12 protein-coding genes are annotated in these 12,100 nt (G+C 60.2%); 1 reads left to right on the forward strand and 11 read right to left on the reverse strand.

Annotation, left to right across the window (positions count from 1 at the left end):
* Window positions 1-95 precede the first annotated feature (95 nt).
* The 11 genes from rffA to rfbB all read right to left on the reverse strand — a co-directional run bounded on the left by rffA (window position 96) and on the right by rfbB (window position 10,696).
* The gene (gene rffA / locus OUZ30_RS15890) at window positions 96-1,268 is read right to left on the reverse strand and encodes a dTDP-4-amino-4,6-dideoxygalactose transaminase (RefSeq protein WP_266183407.1); all 1,173 of its coding nucleotides are present in this window, start codon (window positions 1,266-1,268) and stop codon (window positions 96-98) included.
* A 4-nt stretch (window positions 1,269-1,272) separates the two neighbouring features.
* The gene (locus tag OUZ30_RS15895) at window positions 1,273-1,632 is read right to left on the reverse strand and encodes a DMT family transporter (protein WP_266183408.1); all 360 of its coding nucleotides are present in this window, start codon (window positions 1,630-1,632) and stop codon (window positions 1,273-1,275) included.
* 3 nt (window positions 1,633-1,635) lie between these two features.
* Window positions 1,636-2,328 carry a WbqC family protein gene (locus OUZ30_RS15900; RefSeq protein WP_266183409.1) on the reverse strand — a complete coding sequence of 231 codons (693 nt, stop codon included), beginning with the start codon at window positions 2,326-2,328 and terminating at the stop codon, window positions 1,636-1,638.
* 3 nt (window positions 2,329-2,331) lie between these two features.
* Window positions 2,332-3,978, reverse strand: coding sequence for an HAD-IA family hydrolase (locus OUZ30_RS15905; RefSeq protein WP_266183410.1), 1,647 nt, complete (start codon window positions 3,976-3,978; stop codon window positions 2,332-2,334).
* On the reverse strand, window positions 3,969-4,709 hold the full coding sequence (locus OUZ30_RS15910; protein ID WP_266183411.1) for a class I SAM-dependent methyltransferase: 741 nt from the start codon (window positions 4,707-4,709) through the stop codon (window positions 3,969-3,971). The genes OUZ30_RS15905 and OUZ30_RS15910 overlap by 10 nt, the downstream gene beginning before the upstream one ends.
* 23 nt (window positions 4,710-4,732) lie before the next feature.
* Window positions 4,733-5,758, reverse strand: a complete 1,026-nt coding sequence (locus OUZ30_RS15915; RefSeq protein WP_266183412.1) for a glycosyltransferase family 2 protein — start codon at window positions 5,756-5,758, stop codon at window positions 4,733-4,735.
* Between the two features lie 101 nt (window positions 5,759-5,859).
* Entirely contained in the window at window positions 5,860-7,272 is a 1,413-nt protein-coding gene (locus OUZ30_RS15920) for a mannose-1-phosphate guanylyltransferase/mannose-6-phosphate isomerase (protein ID WP_266183557.1), read from the reverse strand.
* 4 nt (window positions 7,273-7,276) lie between these two features.
* On the reverse strand, window positions 7,277-8,212 hold the full coding sequence (rfbD, locus tag OUZ30_RS15925) for a dTDP-4-dehydrorhamnose reductase (RefSeq protein WP_266183413.1): 936 nt from the start codon (window positions 8,210-8,212) through the stop codon (window positions 7,277-7,279).
* Window positions 8,209-8,766 carry a dTDP-4-dehydrorhamnose 3,5-epimerase gene (gene rfbC / locus OUZ30_RS15930; RefSeq protein ID WP_266183414.1) on the reverse strand — a complete coding sequence of 186 codons (558 nt, stop codon included), beginning with the start codon at window positions 8,764-8,766 and terminating at the stop codon, window positions 8,209-8,211. Before rfbC ends, rfbD begins: the two co-directional genes overlap by 4 nt.
* Complete coding sequence (gene rfbA, locus OUZ30_RS15935) at window positions 8,763-9,650, reverse strand: glucose-1-phosphate thymidylyltransferase RfbA (protein WP_266183415.1); 888 nt, start codon at window positions 9,648-9,650, stop codon at window positions 8,763-8,765. Before rfbA ends, rfbC begins: the two co-directional genes overlap by 4 nt.
* A complete protein-coding gene (rfbB, locus tag OUZ30_RS15940) occupies window positions 9,647-10,696 on the reverse strand; it encodes a dTDP-glucose 4,6-dehydratase (protein WP_266183416.1) in 1,050 nt (349 codons plus the stop codon). Before rfbB ends, rfbA begins: the two co-directional genes overlap by 4 nt.
* 238 nt (window positions 10,697-10,934) lie before the next feature.
* Between rfbB and OUZ30_RS15945 the strand changes: the two genes are divergently transcribed.
* Window positions 10,935-12,092, forward strand: a complete 1,158-nt coding sequence (locus OUZ30_RS15945; RefSeq protein WP_425601525.1) for a trans-sulfuration enzyme family protein — start codon at window positions 10,935-10,937, stop codon at window positions 12,090-12,092.
* The last annotated feature ends 8 nt before the right edge of the window (window positions 12,093-12,100 follow it).

Here is a 12,100-nt window from a genome sequence, read left to right on the forward strand (position 1 = left end):
GCGCCATTTGACACGCCTGTCCAGTGATGGGCGGCGCCAATATAGTGACGCTTCGCTTGCAGCATGCTTGGTGAGGCCGCCGTCGCAGGCGCCCGCTAATCGACAGCCATGAGATCCTCTGGGCGTGCGCGCACTCTCATGAGCAGGTCCCCGATGGCCTGTTCGCTGGCGCGAAATACGTCCGCAAGCTTGTCTTCAAGGCCCAGCCAGAAGGGCATGCGCACCAATCGTTCGCTGACACTTTCAGTTACCCCGAGCGAGCCGTGCGCCCGGCCATAACGAAGTCCGGCAGGCGATGAATGCAGGGGCAGATAGTGGAATACAGTCTGCACTCCCTGCTGCCGCATTGTGTCGATAAACCGTGTCCGTGCGTCTAAGCTGCCCAGCAGCACCTGGTACATGTGCGCGTTGTGTCCGCACTGCGTCGGAATGGTTGGCGTCGTCACCCCGGGGAAAGCACACGCGTGAAACCAGTTTTGGTAGCGGTCCCAAAGCGCCTTCCGCTTGGCTGTAATCTCCTCCGCCCGCTCCAGTTGCGCGAACAGGAAGGCAGCCAGGATCTCGCTGGGCAGATAGGAGGAACCGATATCGACCCAGGTGTATTTGTCCACCTGGCCCCGAAAGAAGCGGCTGCGATTGGTGCCTTTCTCCCGGATGATTTCGGCGCGCTCGACCAGTCGCGGATCATTGATCAGCAGCGCACCGCCTTCGCCGGAAATGACGTTCTTGGTCTCGTGGAAGCTTAATGCCGCCAGGTGGCCAAAACTGCCCAACGGGCGTCCCTTGAAGGTGGACATGATGGCTTGGGCGGCGTCCTCGACGACCATCAGCCCGTGGCGGTCGGCGATGTCCATGATGACGTCCATGGCGCAGCCGACACCTGCGTAGTGGACGACGCAGATCGCTCTTGTTCGCGGCGTGATGGCGGCTTCAATGAGTCGTTCGTCGATATTGAGCGTGTCTGGGCGTATATCCACGAATACCGGCAGGGCACCGCGAAGCACGAACGCGTTCGCGGTGGACACGAACGTAAACGAGGGCATGATCACCTCGTCCCCCGGCTGCAGGTCCAGAAGCATGGCCGCCATCTCGAGCGCCGCGGTGCAAGAGTGGGTAAGAAGGGCCTTTTGACAGCCGATGCGATGTTCCAGCCAGGCATGGCACTGCCGGGTAAACGGGCCATCACCAGAAAGCTGCATGTTGGTATGGGCTCTCTCGATGTAGGAGAGCTCTGTGCCCGTCATGAACGGTTTGTTGAATGGAATCACGTTTTTAGCCCTGGCTGGAAACAAGGATGCCGGCCACCACCAGGATGAGCCCCAGCACCTTCGGCAAACTATAGGCTTCCCCAAATAACGGGACCGCGGCCAAACCCACGAAGACAAAGTTGAGTGCCGTGAACGGGTAGGCTTTACTCAAGTCCATTCGTGACACCGCGAGCATCCAGCACAATGAAGCGGCGAAGGCCGCCCCCAGGCCACTGATGACCCAGGGATTGAGCAGCATGCTTACGACGTATCGCAGCGGCGCCGCCTGGCCCCATTGCTGGAGACTTAGCGATGCCTGCCACTTGAGAACGAGCTGACCATAAACCGTGAAAAGTATGGTCAGTGCTATGCAGATATAGGCCATTGGCTACTCCTCGCGCCATCCCCAGATGTAATGCGCGGCGGTGGGTCCCACATTGAACAGCAGGTCCAGCACGCTGACTGCATGTTCAAAGGGAGGATACAGTTGCGGGTACTCGGGGTAGGGCGGGTAATCGTGGAAGGTCAGCTCGATGCCACTGGCCTCAAATTGGCGCGGGTCAATGTAGTTTCTCGCCGAAGGGCCAGAAAGATAGTGCGTTCCGCCGATACAGCGGAGTAGCTCGATCAGACGGTCCTGTTTCCTGCCGCTCACGTGGAATTCGCGCGAGTCACGAAACTCGGTTTTCAGGCCCAGTAGTTCCGTAGCGATGACGCGCGTGAGGTGCTGGTTGAACTCCGAGAGCGAGCGCCACTCGACTCCGAGGTATATGTCCCGAAAGAGAGCTTCGTATTGCTTGAAGAATGGCGCCCTGGAGTAATTGTGCACGATGCTGGCCCAGTGCTTCCGCTGCCAGCTGTGGTCTTCGATCTTTACCTCGTGAATAAGCCGGTCGGTCTTGTTCCCCACGGGGATGGTCAGCCATTGCGCGCCGTTGGCCGTCTTGATCTTGTTACGGGTGCGCCAATCGCGCGTGGTGAACTGCACGTCGTCATAGAACACGAAGGTATCAACGGAACGGATGAGGTCGAAATAGCCCTTCCAGGGGATATAGCTCGATTGAATGATCGCAACGCGCATGAATTAAAGCCCTGAGGAAGCACGGCCCAGCGTGGCCAGGACGCGCAAGTCAGAAGCAGTCCAGCTGCGCTGAGATACCTCTGGCCAGTAGTGCTGCAGCAACTCGTGATGGTGGTGATGGCGTACGCCCGGGCGCGCAACCAACAGGCACGAATCAAAGCCCGCCTTCACTGCGCCCAAGGCATCACGGGCAACATTGTCGCCTACCATCAGCAGAGTTTCCGGAGCCAGTCCGAGTTGCTGGGAAGTCACCAGGAATGCCTTGGTATCCGGCTTTTCGTCGCCGTGCTCACGACTGAACACCATCGTGTCGAAGAGGCTGCTGATCTCCGGAATGGTTGCCAGCTTCGCGCGCTGGCTGGCCGGAGGGTTGTCGGTCAGCAAGGCAAGGCGAAAGCCCGCGGCCCTTAGCGAGGACAGCACATCGGGGACCTCGGCAAAAAACGTTGCCCGGTCCGGCGTCGCCGCCCGATAGGCTGCGAGCAGCTCTGCATGCACGTGATTCAGTTGCAGCCGGCTGGCAAGCAAGTCGATGAGCCGATCGTAGTGTCCCTCCTCCACGATGGCATAGGTCGTCCGAAGCAGTCGCTCGGCAGCGACCAGCGAAGACAGGGCCGGCGCTGCGGCGGCCATCTTGTCCATCAGCCAGCGCTTATGGTCGATCAAGGTGTCGTCCAGATCGAACACGATGCCGCGCCAGCGACCGTCGATCGGCGTCGGCATACTGTGTTGACCCAGTGTGCGCACGGTCCGAACGGAACGTGTGGGCTGACGTTGCGGCAAACCCATCAGGAAGGCGACGAGTCCGTTTCCTTCCGCATAGGCGTGGCAGCTCGATGTTCCATGGCGGGGATTTATGTCGGAAACGTAGAGTGTTCCGTCGGGTAGCCGCAGTACCTGGACGTTAAAAATGCCGCTGCCATGCTGCGAAGCCAGCCACTGGGAGACGTCCTGGACAACCTTCTCTAGAGAGGCCTCGCACACCGATTCGCTGATCACCGCGAACCCGCCAGATGTCCGGACTCTTCGCCGCAACGTGATGGGCGAGACGCGTCCGTCAAAATCGATGGCGAAATCGGCCGAGAATTCGTCGAATTCGCGGACCCAGGGTACCCAGCAATGACTCCTCGCCAGGCCATCGATATCCAGCGTCGCCAGCTCGCTGGCCGTGTGCACGACATGCATGTCACGCCCACCCCAGCCGCTGCGTGGCTTGCCGCATAGCGGAAGCTCGCAGTGCAGCGACAGCGGGACCGGACGTTGTACGGGCACGCCCGCATCCAGCAGGGCTTCGTAGGTCAACTGCTTGTCCAGCAGGACCTCGACCAGCCGTCCTCCCGGCGAGCCCAGGCGGGCACCAGCGGCCTCGATGAGATCGCGCAACGAAGCAAGCGGCTTGATCACCAGGTTTGAGCAGGGCAGTACCAGGTCCACATGCTCGCGTCGGATCGTTGCTTCGAGAAACTGCGCGAATGGCTCCAGCTCGGCGACCGCTGGCGACACGAGATAACGGTCCGCGAAGAAGCGTCCGAGATTATCGGCAATGGTGTCCGCCACAATAATCCGGGCGTCCGGAATGGCCCGGATGCTTGAAACGAGAGATTCACCCTGGAGTCCCCCTCCCGCCACCACCAGAACCGTCAGCGGCATGGACGCGCTTCGACAAAGAGGCCATTGCAAATGTCCGGAAGGTCGAAGCCGATCTGATCCATGGCCTCCCGTACCTTGTCACTGAGCTGTAGCGAATCCATTTGGCCCGTCGTGAACGGCTTTAGCATGAGTCCAGCGCGGCCGATGATGTCCAGGCCAGCAGCTGAGATCAGCGCATCCAGTTGTGCAGGATCGAAATAACGTCGATGCCCAAGAGCGCGGTCAGCTTCGCTCAGCGAGTGAAGATCGTCCATCAGGCCAGCCCGTTGGCCGATGAGGCGATGCAGGGAGAACGCGTTGGGCACAGCGATCATCATGCGGCCACCCGGTGCCAGAAACGACTTGAAGCGCTGCAGGACGAGACCCGGGTCCTCGACGTGCTCAAGAATGAAGCCCATCTCAATCACGTCAAAACGTTCATCGGTGTGAAAGTCTTCGAAGAAGGACTGGACCAGCTCCAGTTTTGCGGGCGGTGCCATCTCCTGGTTGAAGAGGTCGATGATTTCAGCAGATCCCTCGATGATCACGTGGCGCGAGAGACGATCTCCCAAGCTGTCCAAGAGCCCCTTCACCACGAAACGATGGCCAACGCCAAGGCTCAGCAGGCGGATGGACGACATCTCACGCGTACGGCGGACGATTTGTTCCAGCGTCGCCTTGAGAAGAAGGATATTGTCCCCGTAGTAGGCGAAGCCGGGAATGTAGGCGTCGCGATCCTGTTCGATGGTCATGTGCGTGTGGGTATCCAACAAGGTCAGTCGATATGCTTGATGATGAAGATGGGGCGCCCCTGCGTCTGCACGAAGATGCGCGCGACGTATAGCCCGATGATGCCCAGTGCCAGCATCATGACGCCGAACATGCCCGTGAGCAGAGCCACGATCGAAGGAAAGCCCACGAGCGTCGACTCTGGATGCAGCAGCTTGCGCACGATGATGTAGGCAGCATGGGAGCAGGAGGCGGCCAGCGCCAGGATCCCTATCCATAGGCTGACATAGAGCGGTTTGGCGGAGAACGAGGTGATGGCGCGGGCCAGTAGCCGCAGGCGCTTGGCGAAGGAATAGGTCGATCGCCCCTGCCTTTGCAACTTTGTCACCGGCATGCCGACCTGGCTGAAGCCTGCCCAGGCCATCATGCCGGCTAGGAAGATGTTGCGGTCATTGAGTGATAGCAGGGCATCGACGTAGCGACGCGTCATGAGGCGCTCAGTAACCAGGTTGACCGGGACGCGCGTATCGCTCATCAAATTGAACAGGCGCCAGAACAGGCCACCGGCGCCCCGTTCGACGAGCCCACCCTTGCGCTCTTCCTGGTACCCGTAGACGACGTCTGCATCGCATTGCTCAAACTTTCTCCAGAAGGCGACGAGCACGGCAGGGTCCACCTCCAGGTCGCAGTCGATCAGGAAGATGCGAGCGCCCTTTGCGTGATGCAATCCAGCAAGGGCGGCCTGGTGGTGCCCGAAATTGCGCGCCAGCTCGATAATACGGATGCGGGGTTTTTCTGGCTGGAGTGACCGCAACAGCGCTACGGAATGGTCGGGGGAGCCGTCATCGACGAAGACGAATTCATAATCGTCGATGCCCAACGAAGCAGCTGCCGCCTCGCAAGCCTCGATGAAGCGCACCAGATAGGACTCGGACCGGTACAGCGTGGAAACGATGCTCAACACGCGGGCGTTCGCGGATGCGGCAGCGTTGGCCATGGGCGAGGGGTGGGTGTGCATCAGGCTTTTCCGTCGGACGGGCAATGAAATACAGCGGTGGCGAAGGATGGCCACGTGAGCTGTGTAGCTCCCCTTGCCCCTCCGGCATCTTAGCGACAATAACTAGCCGGTCCCGCGGGTATGGGCTCACGAGCGCCGGCAAGTGCAGCGGTGGCTCAGGAGCGGCCGTAGACGTCCTCAAGGCGGACAATATCGTCCTCACCGAGATAGCTTCCTGATTGCACTTCGATGATCTCTAAAGGTACCTTCCCAGGGTTGCGCAGCCGGTGGACGCTGCCCAGCGGGATATAGGTGCTTTGGTTTTCGCCGAGCAGAAATACCTTGTCGTCGCAGGTGACTTCCGCCGTGCCGGACACCACGATCCAGTGCTCTGCACGATGGTGGTGCTTCTGGAGACTCAGTGCTGCGTCAGGCTTGACCATGATACGTTTTACCTGGAAGCGTTCGCCGGATTCGAGCGAATCGTAGCTACCCCAGGGACGACGAACCACGCGATGCAGTGAATGCTCGGTGCGGCCCGCCGCCTTGAGTTCGTCGACCACGCGCTTGACGTCCTGCGCGGCATCGCGATGCGCGACCAGGGTGGCATCGGGCGTTGTGACCACGATGAGGTTGTCGACGCCTACTGTGGCCAGCAGATGATGGTCGTGCGAACGCAGCAGGGAGTTTCGAGTATCCACCGTTATGGTGTCGCCCTCGCGTAGGTTGCCTTCTGCGTCACGTGCTCCGGCAAGCCAGAGGGCGGACCATGAGCCAATGTCGCTCCAGTCGCAGGCGACGGGGATCACCGCTGCTCGCTGGGTCTTTTCCATGACGGCATAGTCGATCGAGTTGTCGGGCACCTTGGCAAAGGTGTCTCCATCGATACGTACGAAATCCAGATCCGTTTTGGCCGACGCATGGGCGGCGCGCACGGCGCTGAGCATCGCCGGTGCATGTTCGGCCAACTCTTCGAGGTAGCGCGAGGCCTTGAACAGAAACATACCGGAGTTCCAGTCGTAGCCGCCCTCGGCGAGATAGGTCTCGGCAGTAGCGAAAGCAGGCTTCTCGACGAATCGGTCTACACGGTAAGCATCTTCATCAATTGACTCTGCCCGCCGTATGTATCCAAAGCCCGTTTCGGGACGATCCGGACGGATGCCGAAGGTGACCAGCCAGCCCTCGCGAGCTGCCGGCAGAGCTCTCTGGACGCCGTCAGTAAAGCTCTTTGCGTCGCCGATCAGGTGATCGGCGGGCAACACCAGCAGGACTGCTTCCGGATCTCGCTCGATCGCCTGCAGGGCGCCCAGCGCGATAGCCGGCGCCGTGTTGCGTGGCATGGGTTCAAGCACGATCGTGGCGCCTTCGACGCCTGATTCCAAAAGCTGCTCGGCGGCCAGGAAGCGATGATCCTCACTGGCAACAACGATGGGGGCGGTCACATCCTGCAGCAGGTGCGTGCGCTCCAGCGTCTGCTGGAACAAGGTGCCTTGTCCGGTCAGCGACAGAAACTGCTTGGGCAAATTTTTGCGCGATACCGGCCACAGCCGCGTGCCGCTGCCACCGCTGAGTATGAGAGGAATCAACATGGCTTCAGGATCTCTTGGAAGAGAGTTCGCGGATGACCTCGGTAAGGCCATTGCTCCAGTGAGGGAGCGTAAAAGCGAACCGTTTCTGGAATCCGGTGTTGTCCAGCACAGAAAAGGCTGGGCGCTTCGCCGGAGTTGGGAAGTCAAGGGTGCCGATGGCCTGGACGTCTGGCTTGCGGGCAAGCAGGCCGTGTTCCAACGCCTGATCGAAGATGGCTGAGGCGAAGCCGTGCCACGTCGTTTCACCACTGGCGACAAGATGGTGCGTCCCTTCGAGTTCGCCGCGTACCGTTTCCGGCGACTCCAACCAGCGCTTCAGCGCGGCCACCGTTCCAGCCACGATAAGGTTGGTGGAGGTCGGCGCGCCATGCTGATCAGCGACCACGCGCAGCTGGTCGCGTTCAGCCCCTAGGCGGAGCATGGTGCGCAGGAAGTTATGCCCGTGGGCCGCATAGACCCATGCCGTACGGAGAATGAGGTGTTGCGCGCCACTGGCGCGTAACTCCCGTTCGCCTGCCAACTTGCCGCGGCCGTAAGCTCCGATCGGGGAAGTGGGTGCGTCGGTCGGGTAGGGGTGTCGGGCTTCCCCATCGAAGACGTAGTCCGTCGAATAGTGCACCACGAGCGCCCGATTTCGAGCAGCCCATTCGCCGATCGTGGCCAGCGCCGCGCCGTTGACCCGGGTGGCGAGGTCCTCTTCCTGCTCGGCCCGGTCGACCGCCGTATAAGCGGCCGCGTTCACGATGATGTCGGGTCGCGTGCGTTCAAGCAGGTCGCGAATGCCAGCAAGAGACGCTAGGTCACCCGTCTCGCCATGGCCGCCGTCGGCCAGGTTGCCGTCGCGGGTTACGGGTATCAATGTGCCAAGGCTGGCGAGGCCGCGATCGAGCAGGAAGCTGCGCCCGAGCTGGCCATTGGCACCGAGCAAGACGATCTTCAACGAAGGAGCTCCGGCAGGCGGTCGGCCGCCACGTCCTTCAGCCGCGGGGCCTTCTGGTCTTTCTCGGACAGCAGTGGCTGGCTGACCGGCCAGTCGATGCCGATGTCCGGGTCGTCCCAGCGCACGCTGGCGTCAGCGATGCGGTCGTACAGCGCCGTGCATTGATACGAGAAGGTTGCGGCATCCGAGAGCACACAGAAGCCGTGAGCAAAGCCTTCGGGTATCCAGAAATGGCGATGGTTGTCGGCAGTCAGCATGACCCCGGTCCATTGCCCGAACGTGGGCGAACCACGACGGACATCGACCGCCACGTCGAATACCTCTCCTTCGAGCACGCTTACCAGCTTGCCCTGGGGGTTGGGCCACTGATAGTGCAGGCCGCGAAGTACGCCCTTGGCGGAGCGCGAGACATTGGACTGCACGAATTCTGCGGTGATGCCGGCCTCGTGATACTTGGCCTTGTTGTAGCTCTCGTAGAAAAAGCCGCGCGCGTCGCCAAATACCTGCGGCTCGATAACCACAGCCCCAGGCAACGAAGTCTCGATCACCTTCATCGAACGTAGCCTTGCACGGTCAAATTGCGCAGATACTGTCCGTAGCCCGTCTTGGCCAGTGGTGCGGCCAGGCGCAAGAGCTGTTCGGCGTCGATCCAGCCACTGAGGTAGGCGATTTCCTCGGGGCAGCAGACTTTCAGTCCCTGTCGGTGCTCGATGGTTTGAATGAAGTTGCCCGCTTCCATCAGCGATTCGTGTGTGCCGGTGTCGAGCCAGGCGTAGCCGCGGCCGAGCTGCTCGAGCTGCAGTGAACCGTCGTCGAGATAGCAGCGGTTCAAGTCGGTGATTTCGAGTTCTCCGCGAAGTGACGGCTTCAGTTCGGAGGCGAAATCGCACGCACGGCCATCGTAGAAATAAAGGCCCGTAACCGCATAGTTGGACTTGGGTTTGGCAGGTTTCTCTTCAAGGCCAATAACCTTGCCCTGGCTATCGAAATCTGCCACGCCATAGCGCTCCGGATCGCGCACCCAGTAACCGAAGACGGTGGCGCCATGTTCGCGTGAGGTGGCGCGCTTGAGGCGCTCGGTCAGCCCGACCCCATAGAAAATGTTGTCGCCCAGGACCAGGCAACTCGGATCGGTTCCAATGAAGTCGCGGCCAATGACAAACGCCTGAGCAAGGCCATCTGGTGAGGGTTGAACGGCATAGCTGATCTCGATGCCCCATTGCGAACCATCGCCAAGCAGGCGTTGAAACAAGGCCTGTTCGTGGGGCGTGTTGATCATCAATATTTGGCGAATGCCGGCCAGCATCAGGGTGGCCAACGGGTAGTACACCATGGGCTTGTCGTATACCGGCAGCAGCTGTTTGCTCACTGCCTGGGTGATGGGGTAGAGCCGTGTGCCGGAACCGCCGGCCAGGATGATGCCTTTGTTGGCTGTCATGCGCCGAGTCGCTCCATGCGGTAGCTGCCATCCGTCACTCGGTCGGTCCAGCGCTGATTGGCTAGATACCAGTCGATCGTGTGCGCGATACCGCTTTCAAACGTCTGCGAGGGCTTCCAGCCGAGTTCGGACTGAAGTTTGCTCGAATCTATCGCGTAACGCCGGTCGTGCCCCGGGCGATCCTTGACGAAGGTGATCAGCGATTCGCGCTTGCGCCCGTCAGCCATAGGCCGGCGCTGGTCGAGCAGCGCGCAGATGGTCTTTACGACCACGATGTTCTCGCGTTCGGCATTGCCGCCCACGTTATAGGTCTCGCCGACGCGACCATTCTCCAGCACGCTCTGGATGGCCGTGCAATGATCACCCACGTAGAGCCAGTCGCGAATATTCAGGCCGTCGCCGTAGACGGGCAATGCTTGAGCCGCCAACGCCTTCTGGATAATCAGAGGGATAAGCTTCTCGGGAAACTGGAATGGGCCGTAGTTATTCGAGCAATTCGTAGTTAGCGTCGGCAAGCCGTAGGTGTGATGGAAGGCGCGGACCAAATGGTCCGAGGCCGCTTTCGAGGCGGAATAGGGCGAGTTAGGCGCATAAGGTGTTTGTTCGGTGAACAAGCCGTCGGCGCCAAGAGAGCCATACACTTCATCCGTCGAAACATGCAGGAAGCGAAATGCTGCGCGGTCATCCCCGTCCAGGCTGCGCCAGTGGTCGCGCGCGCACTCCAGGAGCCCTAGCGTGCCTACGACATTGGTGTCGATGAATGCCGCAGGCCCGTCGATGGAGCGATCGACATGCGACTCTGCGGCGAAATTCACGATCGCATCTGGGCGATGCCGTTCAAGCAACCGGGCAACCAGGGTGCGGTCACCGATATCGCCTTGAACGAAGATGTGCCTGTCGTTGCCATTCAAGGAGGACAGCGTATCCAGGTTGCCGGCATAAGTGAGCTTGTCCAGGTTAACAACCCCAAGTCCCTGGGCTATGGACTGGAGCACGAAATTGGCGCCAATAAAGCCGGCGCCGCCGGTGACGAGCAGTGTCTTCATAGTTCCTTATGACCGCTGGATGCAATTAGGACATTGTGTCACGCCAAGACGGCCTGAAAAACTTGCCCATTCCCGTCGAATGGAAAATTTCTACGTGGAGATTGAAAATGCTTGGGTAGGGCGGCGTTCAGAAATGACCTTCCCACGGGGGCGGGGGCCCAGTTGGTTTAAGATAGCTTCCTTTTAACTGGCGGCGGGCACTTCGCCTGCACACAAGTGATTGTATATGAAGGCAAAAATGACCAAGACCCCACTCGGCCTGGGTACGCGCGCCATTCATGCCGGTCAGCACCCTGATCCGGCCACGGGTGCGATCATGACGCCCATCTACGCCACGTCGACTTATGTGCAGACCAGTCCCGGTGTGCATAAGGGATATGAATATTCCAGGTCACAGAATCCCACGCGGATGGCCTACGAACGCTGCGTGGCGGAGCTTGAGGGGGGCAAGGCCGGTTACGCCTTCGCGTCCGGCTTGGCTGCGGCCAGTACCGTTCTGGACTTGCTGGATAGTGGCAGCCACGTCATTGCCATGGACGATCTCTATGGCGGCACGTATCGCCTTTTTGAACGAGTCCGTCGCCGGTCGGCGGGTCTCGACTTCACTTTTGCAGATCTCAATGACCTGCAGGCGCTGAAGGCTGCCCTGAAACCCAATACCAGGATGATCTGGGCCGAGACGCCGACCAACCCGATGCTCAAATTGGTTGATCTGGCCAAGCTCGCCAGCTTTGCCAGGAAACATGGCCTGATCCTGGTGGTAGATAATACGTTTTGCTCGCCCATGCTTCAGCGACCTCTCGAGCATGGCGCACACCTGGTATTGCACTCGGCGACGAAGTACCTCAATGGCCACTCCGACATGGTCGGCGGCATCGTCGTTGCGGGCGATGACACTGAGCTCGTAGATAAGATGGCGTTCCTGCAGAACTCCGTGGGTGCCATCGCAGGCCCGTTTGACTCATTCCTGGCGATGCGGGGACTCAAGACACTGCACCTGCGCATGCGGGCGCACTGTGAAAGTGCCATGGAATTGGCCAAGTGGCTCGAGAAGCACCCCGGCGTCGAAACGGTGATTTATCCGGGCCTCAAAAGTCATCCGCAACATGCCTTGGCCAAAAGGCAGATGGACGGCTTCGGCGGCATCATCAGTGCGGAAATCAAAGGTGGCCTGAAGAAGGCGCGCCGGATGCTCGAGCGTTGCGAATTGTTCGCTTTGGCGGAGTCGTTGGGTGGAGTCGAGAGCCTGATCGAACATCCGGCGATCATGACGCACGCCTCGGTACCGGTTGCCAACCGCAAGCGCTTGGGCATCAGCGATGGGCTGATACGCCTCTCGGTGGGGGTCGAGGATGTTGCAGATCTCAGGAGTGAGCTCGCTGCAGCCTTGGGTTGATGCCCATG

Origin of the sequence: Dyella humicola (genome assembly GCF_026283945.1) — a bacterium.
GTDB lineage: Bacteria > Pseudomonadota > Gammaproteobacteria > Xanthomonadales > Rhodanobacteraceae > Dyella > Dyella humicola.